We start from the raw sequence: 18,076 nt of genomic DNA, 5'->3' as shown, positions 1-18,076 counted from the left end.
CCATGTGGGCCTTTTACATCTCTAGTCAAGCAACCTGGCCCGCTTGCTGCTGCGGGTTCGGCCAGCTTAAATTAGAACTTGTGACGGATACCAACAGCAACTGCTGTCTGGTTGCCAGTGTCGCCGAGGCTGTCGCCGTAGACGCCTGGATTGACAGCATCTTTAGCGCGCAGGTTCGAAACGAAAGCATACAGGTCAGTACGCTTCGACAGGAAGTAGTCTGTACCCAGGTTGAATTGGGTCAGCTTGCCCTTGTCGGCGCCAGCATCAGCAAAAGTCAGCTTGCTGTATTGAACGCTAGCCAACAGGTGCAGAGGAGCTGTAACAGCGTAGTTCACGCCCAGTTCGAAGATGTCAGCCTTGGTGTTGTTGAAGCTGCCGATTGTGAAGCTGCCTGTTTGCAGAACGCCAGTAGTAGCTGTGTTCGAGCTAGTAGCCAGAGGCTGCTTAACGCGCGACCAGTTACCGTACAGACGTGCTGGACCAGCTTGGTAGCTAGCACCGATGCTGAATGTCTTCAGAGCTGTGTCGCCGGAATTGCCGGAGAACGCTGCAACTGGAGCGCTGTTAGTCAGGGAAACGTCGCTAGGTGTCGAACCCAGTTTCGATTGGTAGTAAGCAGCGAACAGACCCAGTGGGCCGTTAGCGTACTGACCGCCCAGACCGAACGATTGGCCAGCCGAAGTTTGGCCAGCTGTTTCGCCGAAGCCATAAATCAGGCTACCAGTGAAGCCAGACAGATCTGGTGTGTTGTAACGGATCGAATTGTTGGTGCGTGTACCTTCCAAACGGTCCAGGTTATGACCGACGGAACCAGTTACGCCACCGAAATCTTGAACCGAAGTCCATTGGCTGACGTCGTCCAGGATGTCAGTTTGACGACCCAGCAGAACGGAACCGAAGTTGCCGCCCAGACCGACTACCGACTTACGACGGAACAGAGTAGTTGTACCCTTGTCGCCTTGCAGGCCGCCAGTGTCGTTGCTGAAACCAGCTTCCAATTGGAACAGAGCCTTCAGACCGCCGCCCAGATCTTCAACACCTTTGAAACCCAGACGCGAGCCTTGGATAACGCCGGAGTTGATGCCGAATTTGCTGCCGGTGTCGCCGGTCGATGTCAGAGCTTTGCTTGTGTAAACGATGCCAGTGTCAACGATACCGTAGATAGTGACGGAGCTTTGAGCTTGTGCTGCACCTGCGATTGCGCCGAGTACGGCCAGTGCGATTAGTGATTTCTTCATTTGACGTCCTTTATTTAGAAAACTGTCTTAAGGATCCGTACATCTTGCCGGATGGATGAACATTAAGGTGTCTCGCTGGCTATGCTGGCGGTTTGGTTTCCTGTGATGCTATAAATTGGTCGAAATTGAAGAAGATTGTTAATTGTGTTGTATTTTTGTGACAGGCAGGGAAGGGCATGAGCAATGCTTGTGGCGGCTCAGGCTTGCGCAAATTGGGATATGCGGGATGTGTAATTTGGCAATTACGCGTGTTGCGTAACTGATATCAGGCTTTTTGCCGGGGCTGGTAAAAAGCCCCGGGCGGTATGGGCCGCCCGGGATTTATTGCAACAACAAGCTTTGCCGCCAGGCGGCTAACTTATATTAGAACTTGTGGCGGATGCCGATTGCAACGGCAGTCTGGTTGCTCTTGCCGGTTTCGCCCTGCACGGCAGGGGCCGAGATGTCGCCGACCGGTGCGCCGTTCTTGCCCTTGGCGTAAGACGCCAGGGTGTACAGGTCGGTACGCTTGGACAGGTAGTAATCCACGCCGAGGTTGACTTGGGTTACTTGCGGCTTGGAGCTGTTGCCTTCAGTGTTGCCATCCAGCGAGTACTGGGTGTGCTGTACCGAAGCCAGCAGATGCAGCGGGGCTGTCAGAGCGTAGTCAGTGCCCAGTTCAAAAATGTTCTGCTTGTATTGCTCAGGAACATTGATGCGCGACCAGTTGCCATACAAGCGAGCCGGACCAGCCTGATAGCTGGCGCCCAGGCTGAAAGTCTTGTTCATGGTGTTGCCTTCTGCGACAGGGTTCAGCTGGAACAGTGGCGCAGTATCAGCGGAATTTTTACCTGCCTTCGACTGATAGTAGCCCAGGTAAGCACCAAGAGGACCATTGTCATAAGCAACGCCGCCGCCGAAAGCTTGGCCATTGGAGTTGGCGCCAGCTTCTTCACCGAAGCCATAGATGGCGCTGGCAGTGACGCCGCTGAAGTTCGGCGAGTTATAGCGGATCGAATTCTGGGTGCGCGAACCTTCCAGGCGGTCGCCGACGTGCGGGCTGCCGACGAAATTGCCGAAATCCTTGACTGAAGTGTATTGATGACCGAAGTCGTCCAGGATGTCCGATTGACGGCCCAGCAATACGCTACCGAAGTTGCCGCCCAGGCCGACTACCGATTTGCGGTTGAACAAGGACTTGTCTTGTTCGAAGCCGCCGGTGTCGGTATTGAAGCCAGCTTCCAACTGGAACAGGGCCTTCAGGCCGCCACCCAGATCTTCAACGCCCTTGAAGCCGATGCGCGAAGTGTCGATATTGCCGGAGCCTACGCCGAACTTGCTGCCGCCGAGGCGGCTGTTGGCGTCTGCATTGCCAGCCGGGACATTGTTGTTGGAGTAGGTAACGCCAGCATCAACGGTACCGTAGATGGTGACGGAGCTTTGAGCTTGTGCTGCACCTGCGATTGCGCCGAGTACTGTCAGTGCGATTAGTGATTTTTTCATTTGACGTCCTTTAAATAGAAAACGGTCTTAAGCATCCGTACGTCTTGTCGGAGGAGTGAACCTTAAAGGCAGTTGCCCTGGTCGCCTGCAGTTTGGTTTGTTGTACATTTATAAATTTGCCAAAACTGCATGTATGGACCGATTTTGTTGTATTTTTACTACTTATTACATGAAAAAACCTGCCGGTAGTCTATTTTTTTTGATTAGTTAAGTGGAGTTTGCGAATTTTGATGTGATTTGAGCGAAATTGTAGGATTAGTCCCTCATGGCAAAGCGTCATTCGAAGCACAGCGTGGCTGGCATGGCGCTTACTTGCAGGATGATGGTGTTGCGTAGAAGATTCACATATTGTAAAAATTAAGCAAAAACAAAATTTCATGCATTTATCGAGGATAATTTACGTTTTGGTAATGAGCATTTATGGCTAAACGTGAAGACCTGGCGATTATTCGCGCGGCGCGTGCCGGGCAAGCTGCCGCACAGCTGGCCCTCGGCAAGCGCTATTTATTCGGCGGCAACGGTTTGCCGCAAAGCTTGTCGACGGCGCTGCATTGGCTGGACCGCGCCGCACAACAGCAAGAGTCCGAAGCATGGATGCTGATCGGCAGTCATATTCCGCTGGAAGTGGCTGAGGCGGCGAGCGATCCGTTGGCGCTTTGCGTCTGGTATGAGCGCGCTTTTGATGCCGGCCTGATGCAGGCGGGCCTGGTGCTGGCGCAATTGGTGCTGAATCGCGAAGACGGCAATCCGCAAGTGCTGCCGGGCTTGCACGGCAAAGTCATCAAGGCCCTGGAAACCGCTGCGCACGCCGGCATCGCCGAAGCCCAATGGCTGCTGGCGCAGCATGCCGATAGCGCGCCGCCGCCAGGCCGCACAGCGCCAAGCGAGCAATTGGCCGGGATCCAGCCTGAGCCTAGGCTGGAACAGGACGCGACCCTGAAATGGACAGCGCGTGCCGCCGACGCCGGTGTGATGCAGGCGCAGCAATCGCTGGCGCAACTAGCTTGGGAAAAGGCCGACTGGCCGGTGTTCCTGGAAAGAGCGTTGCCGCTGGCGAGGGCGCTGTCGGAACAGTACGCCGATATCCTGGCGCAATTGAATGTGCCATCGGAAACCCTGGCGCGCCAGCTGGGAGAAGAAAACCTGTCCCTGTTGCTGCGCAGCGCCCAGGTGCTGCAGACCAGCGACGGTTTCGACGCGGCCGAGGTGCAGCAGTTTCTGGAACTGGCCGCGTATGGCGACGACAAGGCTGCGCAGCTGGCTTTGGGCCTGTGGTATGCCCGCATGAACAGCGACGGCGAGCGTTTGCTGGTGGGGACCGGATCGGCCAATTACAAAAAAGCAATCCGCTGGCTGACGCTGGCCGGCGAAGCCGGATTGGCGGATGCCTGGTATGCCTTGTCGCGCATCTACCTGAAGTCGGAGTTTTCGCAGCGCAACCTGGTCGATATGCAGCGCCATCTGGAGCATGCCGCCGAAATGGGGCATTGCGCGGCGCAGCTGGAATGCGGGCTCAGCGCCTGGCGCAACCGGCGCGAGAAACTTGCCAACGATGTGCGCGCCGTCTACTGGCTGCAAAAAGCGGCGGCGCAAGGCAGCGGCGAAGCGGCAAACCTGCTGGCGAGAATCGCCGACAGCGCACAGCCGGCGGCCTGGGCGGAAACCGCCAAACAGCAACTGACGCGTGAACAAGTCAAGGCGCACCCGTTCCTGGCCGCACGGATCGAACTGGCCGTGCTGTTCGGCCTGAGCCGGCCCGAGGCTTTGCTGCTGGATTTGAACCAGGCCGATTGCGGCCATTGCCTGGTGATCGATATCCGCGCCCACTATGCGCGCAGCAAACGCCGTTTGATATTGATCCAGACCGGCGACGAGCGCCAGGCACTGACCCGGATCGCCCGCCTGTTTGAAGATGTGGATTGCGGCCCGAACGGACCTGAAGGCAATTACCGGCAGCGGCTGTACCGCTTCAAGACTGCGGTGCCGTCTTCAGCGGCGGAAGCCGATGAAGTCCTTTAACACTTACGCTTACTTACGCTAATCGGCCGCGGCGATGTCGATTTCGCCCTCGAATACCGATACCGCCGGGCCGGTCATCATGACCGCCTGCTGTCCGCCGGCCCAGGCGATCGACAGTTCGCCGCCATGGGTCTGCACCGCGACCGGCGAGTCCAGCAGGCCGCGCCGGATGCCGGCAACCACCGCAGCGCAAGCGCCGGTGCCGCAGGCCAGGGTTTCGCCGGCGCCGCGCTCGAATACGCGCAGCTTGATATGGTGGCGATCGACAACCTGCATGAAGCCGGCATTGACCCGCCGCGGAAAGCGCGGGTGATGTTCTATCAGCGGACCGTCGACCAGCACCGGCGCCGCCTCGCTGTCCTCGACTACCTGCACCGCATGCGGATTACCCATCGACACCACTGAGATCCATGCCTGTTTGCCCTGGACTTCCAGCGGCCAGAGCGTATCTTCGCCCATCGCCCGGCTATCCAGATTGCTGGCGTCGAATGGCACTTCGGCGGGCGCCAGGACCGGCGCGCCCATGGCGACCGTAATGCGGCCGTCGTCTTCCAGCTTTGGTTCGATGATGCCGGACATGGTTTCCACCCGGATCGCGCGCTTGCTGGTGAGGCCCTTGTCGGTGACGAATTTGACGAAGGCGCGGGCGCCGTTGCCGCATTGTTCAACTTCGCCGCCGTCGGCGTTGTAAATCCGGTAGCGGAAATCGACGCCCTCCGCCTGCGATTTTTCCACCACCAGCATTTGATCAGCGCCCACGCCGAAGCGGCGGTCGCCCAGGCGCTGCCACTGCGCCGGAGTGAAATCGACATGCTGGTGAATCGCGTCGATCACGACGAAATCGTTGCCGGCGCCGTGCATTTTTGTGAATTTGAGTTTCATGCGGCCATTATGATGGAAACAGCGCTAGTGCGCAGCAGTGTCGGCCTGCTCCGGCGCTGGCGGGGAATAGACGTCGGCCTGCCCCGGGGGGCGTGTCTTGAAGCGCTTGTGGGCCCAGAAATATTCCGCCGGCGCTTCCAGGATGCGGGCTTCGATAAAGGCGTTCATGCGGCGCGTGGCTTCCGTCATGTCGTCGCCCGGATAATTTTCCCAGGCCGGATAGAAGGTCACTTTCCAGCCTTTGTAGCCGGGCAGGAAAGTTGCGATCATCGGTACCACGCTGGCTTTGGTGGCGGCGGCAATGCGGGCGGTTGCGGTCAGCGTCGCCGTCGGGATGCCGAAAAACGGCACGAATTCGGCATCCTTCATGCCGAAGTCCATGTCCGGCAGCATGATGAACGGGAAACCTTCGCGCATGGCGCGGATGATGGGTTTGACGCCTTGCTCGCGAGTAAAGAGCTTGACCGGACGGAAACGCGAACGGCCTTTCAGCAGCGCGGCATCGGTCACTGCATCTTGCTGGCGGGTATAGATGGTGCAGATCGACAGCGAGGAATTGAGCACCAGGGCGATGCCGGGAATTTCCAGGCAGACGAAATGCGGGCACAGCAGGATGGTGGGACCGGCTTGCAGCGTGCTGAGCGGCAAGTCGGATTCGATCTTGATCAGGCGCCGCAAGCGAGTTTCGGAAGCCCACCACAGCACGCTGCGCTCCAGCACGCTGCGCGAGTAAGCCTGGAAGTGGCGGCGCGCCAGCACCACGCGCTCGGCTTCGGTCATGTCCGGAAAACACAGCCGCAGGTTGGTCAGCGTGATGTGCCGCCGCGGTTTCATGATGATGAACAGTAGCGAGCCCAGGGCTTCGCCGACCGGCCCCAGGATCCACAGCGGCAGGAAATGCGCCAGCCACAGCAAGCCGAGCAAGGCCCTCATGCCTGCTGCTCCGGTGCGGCGGGGTTGGAAGCCGTGGGTGGCGCCTCGACCCCGGGCGGCGTCTTGTAGCGGTTATAGCTCCAGATATATTGCGCCGGGCAGCGTGCGATCAGCTTCTCCATCGCCAGGTTGATGGCCAGCGCGCGTTGCTCGGGGGTGTGGCCGGGCGTTTCATCGAAAGGCACGAAGCGGATCACATAACCGCGGCCGAACGGCAAACGTTCGGCGTAAGACAGGATAATCGGCGCGCCGCTCATCTGCTGCAGCTTGGCCGGCAAGGTCATGGTGTAGGCCGGGCGTCCGAAAAAATCGGCCCAGATGCCTTCGCCGTTTTGCGGCACCTGGTCCGGCAGCAGGCCGATCGCCTGGCCCTTCTTGAGTGCCTTGAACAGGGTGCGCACGCCTGCCAGGTTGGCCGGCGCCAGCAACAGGTTGTGCCGTCCGCGGGCGCCTTCGATCAAGGGCTTGAGCGCAGCTTTGCGCGGTGGCCGGTACAGCGCGGTAAGCGGGGTCTTGGTGGCGATCGCCTGGGCGATGATTTCAAAGCAGCCCAGGTGCGGGGTCAGGAAAATCACGCCGGTCTTGGCGTCCAGCGCCGCTTGCGCCAGCTCCCAGTTCTCGATGGTGGCGGTGCGCAGCACCCGTTGCGGCGCGGCGCACCAGATGAACGGTAGCTCGAACATGCTCTTGCCGGATTCGCTGATGGCCTGCGGCAAAGCCGCCCGGTAGCCGGCCCGGAACAGGTTGTCTTTCAGTTTGCCGCGGTACGAAGCCGAGGCCAGGTATACTAGCCAGCCGCCCAGCGTCCCTATTGCATGCAGGAAAAACAGGGGCAGCATCGACAGCAGGCGGAAGAGTGTTACAAGCATTGGCGGAGCTCATCAAGAGCCAAAAGAGGGTGGATTTTGCCGATTTTTTTCAAGAGGCGTAAAATAGCACAATAGTTTGAAAACCGAATATGGTTGCAAGGTGTTTTTGGATAGCGGATAGATTGCTTGCCAGAATCATCTTAATATATAGTAATTAGCATTATCCGCCGAGTTAATAGACAACTTGCGAGGCGGCATACAAATTTCGCTAAAGCGTCGCAGGCTCAACAGGTTTGACTGCGACATGGTCACCACTGTTTTTTTGTAGGAGCCTGTTATGGCACATGAGTACCTCTTCACTTCCGAATCCGTCTCCGAAGGTCATCCCGACAAAGTCGCGGACCAGATCTCCGACGCTATCCTCGACGCCATCTTTACCCAGGACCCGCAAGCCCGGGTCGCCGCCGAAACCTTGTGCAATACCGGCCTGGTCGTGCTGGCGGGTGAAGTCACCACCTTTGCCAATGTCGATTACATCGCCGTCGCGCGCGAAACCATCAAACGCATCGGCTACGATAACGCCGACTACGGCATCGACTACAAGAGCTGCTCGGTGCTGGTCGGCTACGACAAGCAATCGCCGGACATCGCCCAGGGCGTGGATGAAGGCAAGGGTATCGATCTCGACCAGGGCGCAGGCGATCAGGGCCTGATGTTCGGTTATGCCTGCGACGAAACGCCGGAACTGATGCCGGCCGCAATCTATTACGCGCACCGGATCGTCGAACGCCAGTCGCAGTTGCGCAAGGATGGCCGCCTGCCTTGGCTGCGTCCGGATGCAAAATCGCAAGTCACGCTGAAATACGTCGACGGCGTGCCGGTGGCGATCGATACCGTGGTGCTGTCGACCCAGCATGCGCCGGACATGCAGCACAAGGCGATCGAAGAAGCGGCGATCGAGGAAATCATCAAACCGGTAGTGCCGAAGGAATGGCTGCAGAACACCCGTTACCTGATCAACCCTACCGGCCGTTTTGTCATCGGCGGCCCGCAAGGCGATTGCGGCCTGACCGGGCGCAAGATCATTGTCGACACCTATGGCGGCGCCGCGCCCCACGGCGGCGGCGCATTTTCCGGCAAGGACCCGTCCAAGGTCGACCGCTCGGCGGCCTACGCCGGCCGTTATGTCGCCAAGAACATCGTGGCCGCCGGCCTGGCCACCCGCTGCCAGATCCAGGTGTCGTACGCCATCGGCATCGCCAAGCCGACTTCGGTGATGGTGACCACCTTCGGCACCGGCAAGATCAGCGACGAAAAACTGGCGCAGCTGGTGCTGGAGCATTTCGACCTGCGTCCTAAAGGCATTGTGCAGATGCTGGACCTGTTGCGCCCTATCTACCAGAAGACCGCAGCCTACGGCCATTTCGGCCGCGAAGAGCCGGAATTCACCTGGGAACGCACTGACAAGGCCGCCGCACTGAAAGCCGCCGCGCTGTAACAGCCGCCTGGCGGCAAGGCGGGGAGACATTTCCCCGTCTTGCCGTGCCAAATGCCGGCGCTGCCAGAATCGTGCTTTGCACGATGGTAACGACTTGCTACACTGACCACCTCAGTGACTACGATAAAAGAACAAGTCCCGCCATGGCCTCCGCCCCCCAATCCGTTTCCGAACCATCTGCCGATCAGCGTCCTTTGCGTCCCGTGATCACCACCTTGCCGCGTTTTCGCCTGGCTGCCTGGCTGGTCGCGCTTACCGGACTGTTTCTGGTGATGACCTTGCACATGCTGACGGCCTTGCTGGCCGGCCTGCTGGTATACGAGCTGGTGCGCACCCTGACGCCCCTGGTGCAGCGGCGCCTGACCAGCCAGCGCGCACACCTGATTTCGGTGGTGTTCCTGTCGGCGATCATCATCGGCGCGCTGACGCTGGCGATAGTCGGGCTGGCGGCCTTTTTTCACGGCGGCCCCGACCGCATCCAGGTGTTGCAAGGGAAGCTGATGGTGGTGGTGGACCAGGCCCGCACCCAGCTGCCGGCCTGGCTGCAGCAATACCTGCCGGACGATATCGACGACATCCGCGAGATCATCAGCGACTGGCTGCAGTCGCATCGCGGCGAAGTGCAGCTGGCCGGCAAGGAAGCGGTGCAGGTATTCGTCCATGTGCTGGTGGGCATGGTGCTGGGCGCCATGGTGGCCTTGAACGCCGCCCATCCGATGCCGCTGCTGCAGCCGCTGGCGGCCGAATTGCTGGGACGTGCGCAGTTGCTGGCGGATGCGTTTCGCCGCGTGGTGTTCGCCCAGGTCAAGATTTCCCTGCTGAACACCACCTTGACGGCGATCTTCCTGCTGGTGGTGCTGCGCCTCGGCGGCATCCACCTGCCGTTGACCAAGACCATGATCGTGGTCACTTTCCTGGCGGGCCTGCTGCCGGTGATAGGCAACCTGATTTCGAATACGCTGATCGTGCTGGTGGCCTTGTCGGTGTCGATCTATGTGGCGCTGGCGGCGCTGGTGTTCCTGATCGTGATCCACAAGCTGGAATATTTCCTGAACGCGCGCATCGTCGGCTCGCAGATCAATGCGCGCAGCTGGGAATTGCTGCTGGTGATGGTCCTGACCGAAGCCGCGTTCGGCTTGCCGGGACTGGTGGCGGCGCCGATCTACTATGCTTATATCAAGAGCGAGTTGCACGAAATGGGCTGGGTCTGAGGGTATTCGCCAGGCCGGATAGCAGGAATACGCGCTTCAGCTAGCCGAAAGCTTGCCGTTTGCTTTAAAATGGCGGATCGTATCCAAGGAGCGTTGCGACAGACACCGTCTGCCAGGCTTGGTACAGTCATATTGCAACTGCGCTCACGTTACTTTTTTTCTAACGAAAGGAGGGCGTGATGAACGCCGCAGTCATGAACGCATCTACACATTCCTCGACAACTTCCACCAGCCACGATTACGTGGTCGCCGATATCAGCTTGTCCACCTGGGGCGACAAGGAAATCAAGATCGCCGAAACCGAAATGCCGGGCCTGATGGCGATCCGCGAAGAATTCGCCGCCGCCCAGCCGCTCAAGGGCGCACGCATTACCGGCTCGATCCACATGACGATCCAGACCGCAGTGCTGATCCAGACCCTGGAAGCACTGGGCGCCAAGGTACGCTGGGCGTCCTGCAATATCTATTCGACCCAGGACCACGCCGCCGCTGCGATCGCCGCTGCCGGCACCCCGGTGTTCGCCTTCAAGGGCGAATCGCTGGACGACTACTGGGATTTCACGCACCGCATTTTCGAATGGCCGGGCGAACAGCAAGCCAACATGATCCTCGACGACGGCGGCGATGCAACGCTGCTGCTGCATCTCGGCACCCGTGCGGAAAAAGATATTTCGGTGCTGGACAATCCGGGTTCGGAAGAAGAAATCTGCCTGTTCAACGCCATCAAGAAAAAGCTGGCGGTGCAATCGAACTGGTATTCGACGCGCCTGGCCCAGATCAAGGGCGTGACGGAAGAAACCACCACCGGCGTGCATCGCCTGTACCAGATGCACAAGGAAGGCAAGCTGGCGTTCCCGGCGATCAACGTCAACGATTCGGTCACCAAGTCAAAGTTCGACAACCTGTACGGCTGCCGCGAATCGCTGGTCGACGGCATCAAGCGCGCGACTGACGTCATGATCGCCGGCAAGGTCGCCGTGATCGCCGGTTACGGTGACGTCGGCAAGGGTTCGGCGCAAGCCATGCGCGCCCTGTCGGCGCAAGTCTGGGTGACTGAAGTCGATCCGATCTGCGCCCTGCAGGCGGCGATGGAAGGCTATCGCGTGGTGACCATGGAATACGCGGCCGAGCACGGCGACATCTTCGTCACCTGCACCGGCAACTACCACGTGATCACCCATGACCACATGCAAAAGATGAAGGACCAGGCGATTGTCTGCAACATCGGCCATTTCGACAACGAAATCGAAGTCGCCGCGTTGAAGCAGTACACCTGGGAAAACATCAAGCCGCAAGTCGACCACATCATTTTCCCGGACGGCAAGCGCATCATCCTGCTCGCCGAAGGCCGCCTGGTGAACCTGGGCTGCGGCACCGGCCATCCGTCGTACGTGATGAGCTCGTCGTTCGCCAACCAGACCATCGCCCAGATCGAATTGTTCGTCAACACCAAGGCCTACCCGGTCGGCGTGTACACCTTGCCGAAACACCTGGATGAAAAGGTCGCGCGCCTGCAGCTGAAAAAACTGAATGCGAAGCTGTCGGTCTTGACCGAAGAGCAGGCTGCTTACATCGGCGTCAAGCAAACCGGTCCTTACAAGCCGGAACACTACCGCTACTAACCGCCAGGCTGCGCACCGGCACACACCGGTGCGCAGGCCTTGCAACACCAAGAGGAACACACGATGCGCTTACTGATTACCTGGCTGATAAATACCCTGGCCTTGCTGGCGGTGCCGTATCTGATGCATTCGGTGCAGTTCGCCAGTTTCGGCGCGGCGCTGATCGCGGCGCTGGTGCTGGGTTTCGTCAATACCCTGATCCGTCCGATCCTGCTGCTGCTGACCCTGCCGGCGACCTTGCTGACGCTGGGCTTGTTCATCTTCATCATCAACGGCCTGATGTTCTGGCTGGTGTCGCACCTGGTGAGCGGGTTTTACGTGGCCAGTTTCTGGTCCGCGGTTGGCGGCGCCATCTTGTACAGCATCGTTTCGTGGGCGCTGTCCACCTTGCTACTGAAGAAGAATTAGATGTCACAAAAAAACGCTCAAAAGAATTTCAGCATTGAGTTTTTCCCGCCCAAGACACCCGAGGGCGCGGAAAAACTGCGGGTGACGCGCGCCAAGCTGGCCGAGCTGCATCCCCGATATTTTTCGGTCACTTTCGGCGCCGGCGGTTCGACCCAGAAGGGCACGCTGGATACCGTGCTCGATATCCGCAGCGAAGGCCACGAGGCGGCGCCGCACCTGTCTTGCCTGGGCAGTTCGCGCGAATCGCTGCGGACCATCCTGGCGCAATACAAGGACCATGGCATCAAGCGCCTGGTGGCGTTGCGCGGCGATTTGCCGAGCGGTTACGGCGCGATGGATATTTCTTCCGGCGAATTCCGCTATGCCAACGAATTGGTGGAATTCATCCGCGCCGAAACCGGCGACTGGTTCCATATCGAAGTGGCGGCCTATCCGGAAATGCATCCGCAGGCGAAGTCGCCGCAAGACGACGTGCAGCGTTTTGTGAGCAAGGTGAAGGCAGGCGCCAACGGCGCCATCACGCAGTATTTCTACAATGCCGATGCGTATTTTCGCTTTGTCGACGAAGCCCAGAAACTGGGAGCGGCGGTGCCGGTGATCGCAGGCATCATGCCGATCACCAACTACTCGCAGCTGATGCGTTTTTCAGACATGTGCGGCACCGAGATCCCGCGCTGGATCCGCCTCAAGCTCGCCAGCTACGGCGACGATACCGATTCGATCCGGGCCTTCGGCCTGGATGTGGTGACCCAGCTGTGCGAACGTTTGCTGGCAGGCGGCGCGCCCGGCTTGCATTTCTACACGCTGAACCAGTCGCCGGCGACCATCGCTATCTGGCAGCGCCTCAAACTCTGAACCACGCTATAAATTCGCCGCCTCGGTGATGACGGCGTCCAGCGCGATATCGTGTGCTGCGCCGTCAAATTCCGCCAGCGCGCAGGAGTAGGCGATGCCGACTGTCTGCGGACGCGCCAGCGGCGCCAGCGTGCGGTCGTAAAAGCCGCCGCCGTAACCCAGCCGTATCTTGTTGCGGTTAAAACCCACGCAGGGAATCAACAAGGCCTGCGGGATCACAGTCACATAGCTGGCCGGTATGGCGACCCCGAAACTATCCTTGACCATGGCTTCACCCGGGCTCCAGCTGACAAAGCGCAGCGGGCTGTCGACATCGATCACCACCGGCAGCGCCAGGCGCATGCCGCGCGCCGCCAGTTCGGCATAGGCGGGTTGCAGGTCGGGCTCGCCGCGGATCGGCCAATAGACGCCCAGCGTGCCGTCCGGATGCGCCAGGCCCCAGCCGGTAGCCCAGGCGATCACTCGTTTTCCAAGTTCCGCATCCCAATCGTGGCGGTGCGCCGGGTCGATAGCCTGGCGCGTTGTCAGCAAGGTACGCCGCAGCTGCGCTTTGTCCGGTCCAGGTGTTGCATCCCTGGCATCACATGCTATGCTAGACGTCATCGTTCGCACTCGTAAAATAAGGTTGGCAGTTATATGTTTAAAAAGAAATGGCTTGCTGTTATCGCCGTCGCCGTGGTTTCTTCCGCTGTGATGACAAGCGCTGCTTATGCCCAGAAACGTTCCGCAAACGGCGCCACCGCAGCCAGCTACGCCGGCCAGGACGACAGCTTCCTGGCCCTGCGCGATGCCGCCCGCGCCAACAATGCGGATAAAGCAGAGCTGCTGGCTGCTACTTTAAGTGATTATGACATTCCTTCCTATGTCGATTATTACCGCCTGAAACCGCTGATCAAGGACCTGGTGGCGCCGCAGTCGGATATCCGCGACTACCTGGCGCGCTACGACGGCAGCGCGATCGCCGACCGCTTGCGCAATGACTGGCTGCTGGAGCTGGGCAAGGCCGGCGACTGGAACACCTTCGACGAGCAATATCCGAAATTCGTCCTCGACGACGATACCCAGCTGAAATGTTATGCGCTGACCTCGGCCGCCTTGAAAGACATCAATGTCGCCAAAGAAGCACGCGCCTTGCTGACTACGCCGAAGGATTACGGCCAGGGTTGCACCGGGCTGATCGGCACGCTGGCGCAAAATGGCCAGTTCAGCGCCGACGATGTCTGGTTCCAGATCCGGCAAGCGGTAGAAGCCGGTTTTGCCGGCGTTGCCCGCCGCATGACGCCGTACATCGACGCCGACGATTCCCAGGTGGCGCAAGCCATCGACAAATCGGCGCTGGTGCTGGCGCGCGGTCCCGGCGCCGGCCGCAGCAACCACGAATTATTCATCCTCGCCTTGGGGCGGGTAGCCAAGAACGATAGCGGCCGCGCAGCGGCGGCGCTGAGCGCCGGGTCTGACCAGCTGACTTCGTCCGAGCGTTCGCTGGCCTGGGCGCAAGTGGCGCTGCAGTCAGCGCTCAAGCTGGAGCCGCAGGCCATCGACTATTGGCGCCAGGTAAAGAGCAATGCAGTATTGTCGGGCGACGCCTATCAGTGGCGCGTCCGTTCTGCCCTGCGCGCCGGCGACTGGAAGCTGGTGCGCAGCGGCGTCGAGACGATGCCGGAGGCTTTGCGCAGCGATCCGGCCTGGGTCTACTGGCAAGCCCGGGCCGACCAGTCCCAGGGCAAATCCGAGCAAGCGCAGCAGCAGTTCCAGTCGATCGCCGACCAGACCAACTTCTACGGCCAGCTGGCGCTGGAAGAGCTGGGCCAGAAAATCATTGCGGTTTCTTCCACCCAGGCCTTCAGCCCGGCGGAAATGGCGCCGATGGCGAATAACCAAGGCTTCCGCCGTGCGTTGCGGTTTTTTGACATGAACCTGCGTTTCGAAGGCGTGCGCGAGTGGAACTGGGAGTTGCGCAAGATGACTGACCGCCAACTGTTGACGGCGGCCGAGTTCGCCCGCCAGAACAATGTCCTGGACCGCATGGTGAATACTTCCGACCGCACCAAGGTTGAAGTCGATTTCAACCAGCGTTTCCCCTCGCCCCACCGCGATGTGATGACCACCAATACCCAGAACCTCGGGCTCGACATGGCTTGGGTCTACGGCCTGATCCGGCAGGAATCGCGTTTTATCCGCAGCGCACGCTCGAATGTCGGCGCCAGCGGCCTGATGCAGGTGATGCCGGCGACGGCGCGCTGGGTTGCTAAAAAAATCGGCTTGAGCGGTTTCACCAACGACCAGATTTCCGACGTCAACACCAATATCCTGCTGGGCACCAATTACCTGAGCATGGTGCTGGCCGACCTGGACGGCTCGCAAGCGCTGGCGTCGGCGGCCTACAACGCCGGCCCCGGGCGGCCGCGCGCCTGGCGTTCGACCTTGCCGGGCACGGTCGAAGGCGCGGTTTTTGCGGAATCGATCCCGTTCAGCGAAACCCGCGGTTATGTAAAGAATGTATTGTCCAACGCGACTTATTACGCTGCCTTGTTCGACGGCAAGCCGCAATCCTTGAAGGCGCGGCTGGGCACCGTTGCGCCCAAGGGGTTTGTTGAATCGGCCCTGCCTTGATATGGCATAGAATGTCGGAATCTGGAGCAGCCTATGCAAACCACCGAGCTTGATCCCAGCCTTTCCGCCGCTTTGCAAAAAGCCGGCGCGGACGGCTTGCTGCTGGTGATCGCCAACAAGAATTATTCTTCATGGTCGATGCGGCCATGGGTGGCCATGACCGCTTTCGGGATTCCGTTCAAAGAGCTCAAGATCCTGCTGCGCCAGGCCGATACCGCGAACCGGATCGGCCGCTATTCGGCCAGCGGCCGGCTGCCGATCCTGATGGTGGGCGAAACGGCGATCTGGGATTCGCTGGCGATTTGCGAATACCTGGCCGAACAGTTTCCCGATCTCGGCATGTGGCCGCAAGACTTGCTGGCGCGCGCCACCGCCCGTTCCATATGCGCCGAAATGCATTCCGGCTTCGCGGCGCTGCGCTCAGACATGCCGATGGATATCCGCGCGCACAAGCCGGGATACGGCCGCACTGCCGGCGCCCAGGCCGATATCGCGCGGGTGGTTGAAATCTGGGAAACCTGCCTGTCCGAATTCGGCCACCATCAATTTCTGTTTGGCGCCTTCTCGATTGCCGACGCTTATTTTGCGCCGGTAGTGATGCGCTTCCGCAGCTACGGCGTTTCGCTGGCGCCTGCCTTGCAGGCCTACGCCGACCGGGTGCAAGCGCATCCCGCCGTGGCGCGCTGGATGCTGGAAGCGCTGGCGGAAACCGAAATACTGCCGGACGCAGTTCCGCCGGATTAACAGGCCCTAACCATGAAAGTTTTTGCAGTCGGCGGCGCGGTGCGCGACGAGTTGCTCGGACTCCCGGTCAAAGACCGCGACTACGTGGTGGTTGGCGCTACGCCGGACGACATGCTGGCGCAAGGATTCCGTCCGGTCGGCAAGGATTTTCCGGTGTTCCTGCATCCAGATACGCATGAGGAATATGCGCTGGCGCGCACCGAACGCAAGACTGCGCCCGGCTACAAGGGGTTTGTGTTCCATACCGATCCCGACGTCACGCTGGAGCAGGACCTGGTGCGGCGCGACCTCACCATCAACGCCATCGCGCGCGCCGAAGACGGCGCCGTGGCCGATCCGTTCAACGGCCGCCAAGATTTGCAAGACCGGATATTCCGCCATGTCTCCGACGCCTTCGCCGAAGATCCGGTGCGAATCTTGCGCGTCGCCCGGTTTGCCGCGCGCTTTACCGACTTCACGGTGGCGCCGGAAACCAATGCGCTGATGCAGCGCATGGTGGCTGCCGGCGAGGTTGACGCGCTGGTGCCGGAACGAGTCTGGCAGGAACTGGCGCGCGGCCTGATGGAAACCCGGCCGTCGCGCATGTTCGAGGTCTTGCGCGCCTGCGGTGCGCTGGCGCGCATCCTGCCGGAACTGGATGTCTTGTGGGGCATTCCGCAGCCGGAAAAATATCATCCCGAAATCGACACCGGCGTACATGTGATGATGGTGGTCGATACTGCCGCCGGCGAAAATTATACGTTGCCGGTGCGCTTCGCCGCATTGGTGCATGATCTCGGCAAAGGCGCGACGCCGGCCGCCGGCTGGCCCAGCCATCACGGTCACGAAGGGCTGGGCGTAGAGCTGGTGGAGCGGGTTTGCCAGCGCCTCAAGGTGCCGGGCGAGGCGCGCGACCTGGCGTTGATGACGGCGCGCGAACACGGCAATGTCGGCCGCGCATTCGAGCTGCGCGCGAACACGATCGTCAACCTGCTGGGACGCTGCGATGCCTTTCGCAAGCCGCAGCGCTTCATCGACATGCTGCGGGCCACCGAATGCGACTATCGCGGCAGGACCGGTTACGCCGGCAAGCCGTTTCCACAACTTGCTTATCTGCAGGCCGCCTTGAAGGCGGCGCAATCGGTCAACGCTGGCGTGATCGCCGGCATGTTCCAGCAGCAACCACAACGAATACCCGAAGCCATCCATGCGGCGCGGGTCGAAATGGTTGAGCAGGTAGTGCAAGCACAGCATTCATGATCCGAGTAAGCTTGTCCGAAAGGGAAAGCCGGGATGACAACAGCAGATGCCAAGGCAGGTAGCGCAAACCAGGCGCCGGGGAAAACCGGCGGCGCCGGTCCGGGCAAGGCATCGCGGCCAACCATTTTCGTCAAGGAATTGTCGCGCCGCGCCCGCTGGCGCCTGCTGCGCCATTTCCTGGCATTGAGCAGCGGCGATCGCCTGCTGCGCTTCGGTTCGGTATTGTCGGATGAACTGCTCAGCCGTTATGTCGAAAATATCGATTTCTCGCGCGACACGGTGTTTGGCGTCTACGACCGCAAATTGCGCCTGCTCGGCGTCGGCCACCTGGCGTTTGCGCCGCGCGAAGCGCTGCCCTCGGTGAGCGCTTCCACCAGCAAGGAGCGGGTGGCAGAATTCGGCGTCTCGGTGGCTGCCTCCGCGCGCGGCATGGGCGTCGGCAGCCGCCTGTTCGAACGGGCTGCGATCCGTTGCCGCAACGTCGATATCGATACCTTGTACATGCATTGCCTGTCGTCGA

Annotated in this window: 16 protein-coding genes and 1 riboswitch; of the genes, 10 read left to right on the top strand and 6 right to left on the bottom strand. The window is 60.2% G+C overall.

The genetic code is table 11. The features are described from left to right. Window positions 1-71 precede the first annotated feature (71 nt). Both JWQ61_RS08180 and JWQ61_RS08175 read right to left on the bottom strand, forming a co-directional pair. Entirely contained in the window at window positions 72-1,241 is a 1,170-nt protein-coding gene (locus JWQ61_RS08180; protein WP_304360088.1) for a porin, read from the bottom strand. 363 nt (window positions 1,242-1,604) lie between these two features. Then, window positions 1,605-2,723 carry a porin gene (locus JWQ61_RS08175; protein ID WP_304360087.1) on the bottom strand — a complete coding sequence of 373 codons (1,119 nt, stop codon included), beginning with the start codon at window positions 2,721-2,723 and terminating at the stop codon, window positions 1,605-1,607. A gap of 420 nt (window positions 2,724-3,143) precedes the next feature. Here JWQ61_RS08175 and JWQ61_RS08170 point away from each other — a divergent pair, with 420 nt between their 5' ends. After that, window positions 3,144-4,742 (top strand): tetratricopeptide repeat protein, encoded by a 1,599-nt coding sequence (locus JWQ61_RS08170; RefSeq protein WP_304360086.1) that lies wholly within the window; start codon window positions 3,144-3,146, stop codon window positions 4,740-4,742. A gap of 18 nt (window positions 4,743-4,760) precedes the next feature. Here JWQ61_RS08170 and dapF read toward each other — a convergent pair whose 3' ends face one another. The 3 genes from dapF to JWQ61_RS08155 are packed head-to-tail and all read right to left on the bottom strand — an operon-like array spanning window position 4,761 to window position 7,426. Continuing rightward, window positions 4,761-5,624: a diaminopimelate epimerase gene (gene dapF, locus JWQ61_RS08165; protein WP_304360085.1), complete on the bottom strand. Its 864-nt coding sequence runs from the start codon at window positions 5,622-5,624 to the stop codon at window positions 4,761-4,763. A gap of 24 nt (window positions 5,625-5,648) precedes the next feature. Further along, window positions 5,649-6,557: a lipid A biosynthesis acyltransferase gene (locus JWQ61_RS08160; RefSeq protein ID WP_304360084.1), complete on the bottom strand. Its 909-nt coding sequence runs from the start codon at window positions 6,555-6,557 to the stop codon at window positions 5,649-5,651. Then, a complete protein-coding gene (locus JWQ61_RS08155) occupies window positions 6,554-7,426 on the bottom strand; it encodes a lysophospholipid acyltransferase family protein (protein WP_304360083.1) in 873 nt (290 codons plus the stop codon). The genes JWQ61_RS08160 and JWQ61_RS08155 overlap by 4 nt, the downstream gene beginning before the upstream one ends. A gap of 277 nt (window positions 7,427-7,703) precedes the next feature. Between JWQ61_RS08155 and metK the strand changes: the two genes are divergently transcribed. The 5 genes from metK (at window position 7,704) to metF (ending at window position 12,960) form a co-directional block, all read left to right on the top strand. Continuing rightward, window positions 7,704-8,864 (top strand): methionine adenosyltransferase, encoded by a 1,161-nt coding sequence (metK, locus tag JWQ61_RS08150; RefSeq protein WP_061541798.1) that lies wholly within the window; start codon window positions 7,704-7,706, stop codon window positions 8,862-8,864. A gap of 143 nt (window positions 8,865-9,007) precedes the next feature. Then, window positions 9,008-10,075, top strand: coding sequence for an AI-2E family transporter (locus JWQ61_RS08145; protein WP_304360082.1), 1,068 nt, complete (start codon window positions 9,008-9,010; stop codon window positions 10,073-10,075). 78 nt (window positions 10,076-10,153) lie between these two features. Further along, a riboswitch (S-adenosyl-L-homocysteine riboswitch) is annotated at window positions 10,154-10,228 on the top strand. A gap of 26 nt (window positions 10,229-10,254) precedes the next feature. After that, window positions 10,255-11,697 (top strand): adenosylhomocysteinase, encoded by a 1,443-nt coding sequence (gene ahcY / locus JWQ61_RS08140; protein ID WP_304360081.1) that lies wholly within the window; start codon window positions 10,255-10,257, stop codon window positions 11,695-11,697. A 63-nt stretch (window positions 11,698-11,760) separates the two neighbouring features. Further along, a complete protein-coding gene (locus JWQ61_RS08135) occupies window positions 11,761-12,105 on the top strand; it encodes a phage holin family protein (RefSeq protein WP_041742591.1) in 345 nt (114 codons plus the stop codon). Further along, complete coding sequence (gene metF / locus JWQ61_RS08130) at window positions 12,106-12,960, top strand: methylenetetrahydrofolate reductase [NAD(P)H] (RefSeq protein ID WP_120234230.1); 855 nt, start codon at window positions 12,106-12,108, stop codon at window positions 12,958-12,960. Window positions 12,961-12,966: 6 nt separating this feature from the next. On the opposite strand, the gene JWQ61_RS08125 is transcribed toward metF, so the two are convergent. Next, the gene (locus tag JWQ61_RS08125; protein WP_304360080.1) at window positions 12,967-13,563 is read right to left on the bottom strand and encodes a 5-formyltetrahydrofolate cyclo-ligase; all 597 of its coding nucleotides are present in this window, start codon (window positions 13,561-13,563) and stop codon (window positions 12,967-12,969) included. 33 nt (window positions 13,564-13,596) lie between these two features. Between JWQ61_RS08125 and JWQ61_RS08120 the strand changes: the two genes are divergently transcribed. From JWQ61_RS08120 to JWQ61_RS08105, 4 genes are all read left to right on the top strand, one after another. Then, window positions 13,597-15,573: a lytic transglycosylase domain-containing protein gene (locus tag JWQ61_RS08120; RefSeq protein ID WP_304360079.1), complete on the top strand. Its 1,977-nt coding sequence runs from the start codon at window positions 13,597-13,599 to the stop codon at window positions 15,571-15,573. Between the two features lie 33 nt (window positions 15,574-15,606). After that, window positions 15,607-16,317 carry a glutathione S-transferase family protein gene (locus JWQ61_RS08115; protein WP_304360078.1) on the top strand — a complete coding sequence of 237 codons (711 nt, stop codon included), beginning with the start codon at window positions 15,607-15,609 and terminating at the stop codon, window positions 16,315-16,317. A 12-nt stretch (window positions 16,318-16,329) separates the two neighbouring features. Beyond that, window positions 16,330-17,556, top strand: a complete 1,227-nt coding sequence (locus JWQ61_RS08110) for a multifunctional CCA addition/repair protein (protein WP_304360077.1) — start codon at window positions 16,330-16,332, stop codon at window positions 17,554-17,556. A gap of 33 nt (window positions 17,557-17,589) precedes the next feature. Further along, a partial coding sequence (locus JWQ61_RS08105; protein ID WP_304360076.1) for a GNAT family N-acetyltransferase occupies window positions 17,590-18,076 on the top strand: 487 nt, incomplete at its 3' end.

The sequence above is a fragment of the Collimonas fungivorans genome, from assembly GCF_028292705.1.
GTDB classification, from domain to species: Bacteria; Pseudomonadota; Gammaproteobacteria; order Burkholderiales; family Burkholderiaceae_D; genus Collimonas; species Collimonas fungivorans_B.
Note: the sequence above shows the minus strand (reverse complement) of the source record. Positions and strands in the feature narration are given on the sequence as shown.

Coding starts and splice junctions, on each gene's coding strand:
- JWQ61_RS08180 (WP_304360088.1), bottom strand. CDS start 1,241: ATGAAGAAATCACTAATCGCACTGGCCGTACTCGGCGCAATCGCAGGT.
- JWQ61_RS08175 (WP_304360087.1), bottom strand. CDS start 2,723: ATGAAAAAATCACTAATCGCACTGACAGTACTCGGCGCAATCGCAGGT.
- JWQ61_RS08170 (WP_304360086.1), top strand. CDS start 3,144: ATGGCTAAACGTGAAGACCTGGCGATTATTCGCGCGGCGCGTGCCGGG.
- dapF (WP_304360085.1), bottom strand. CDS start 5,624: ATGAAACTCAAATTCACAAAAATGCACGGCGCCGGCAACGATTTCGTC.
- JWQ61_RS08160 (WP_304360084.1), bottom strand. CDS start 6,557: ATGAGGGCCTTGCTCGGCTTGCTGTGGCTGGCGCATTTCCTGCCGCTG.
- JWQ61_RS08155 (WP_304360083.1), bottom strand. CDS start 7,426: ATGCTTGTAACACTCTTCCGCCTGCTGTCGATGCTGCCCCTGTTTTTC.
- metK (WP_061541798.1), top strand. CDS start 7,704: ATGGCACATGAGTACCTCTTCACTTCCGAATCCGTCTCCGAAGGTCAT.
- JWQ61_RS08145 (WP_304360082.1), top strand. CDS start 9,008: ATGGCCTCCGCCCCCCAATCCGTTTCCGAACCATCTGCCGATCAGCGT.
- ahcY (WP_304360081.1), top strand. CDS start 10,255: ATGAACGCCGCAGTCATGAACGCATCTACACATTCCTCGACAACTTCC.
- JWQ61_RS08135 (WP_041742591.1), top strand. CDS start 11,761: ATGCGCTTACTGATTACCTGGCTGATAAATACCCTGGCCTTGCTGGCG.
- metF (WP_120234230.1), top strand. CDS start 12,106: ATGTCACAAAAAAACGCTCAAAAGAATTTCAGCATTGAGTTTTTCCCG.
- JWQ61_RS08125 (WP_304360080.1), bottom strand. CDS start 13,563: ATGACGTCTAGCATAGCATGTGATGCCAGGGATGCAACACCTGGACCG.
- JWQ61_RS08120 (WP_304360079.1), top strand. CDS start 13,597: ATGTTTAAAAAGAAATGGCTTGCTGTTATCGCCGTCGCCGTGGTTTCT.
- JWQ61_RS08115 (WP_304360078.1), top strand. CDS start 15,607: ATGCAAACCACCGAGCTTGATCCCAGCCTTTCCGCCGCTTTGCAAAAA.
- JWQ61_RS08110 (WP_304360077.1), top strand. CDS start 16,330: ATGAAAGTTTTTGCAGTCGGCGGCGCGGTGCGCGACGAGTTGCTCGGA.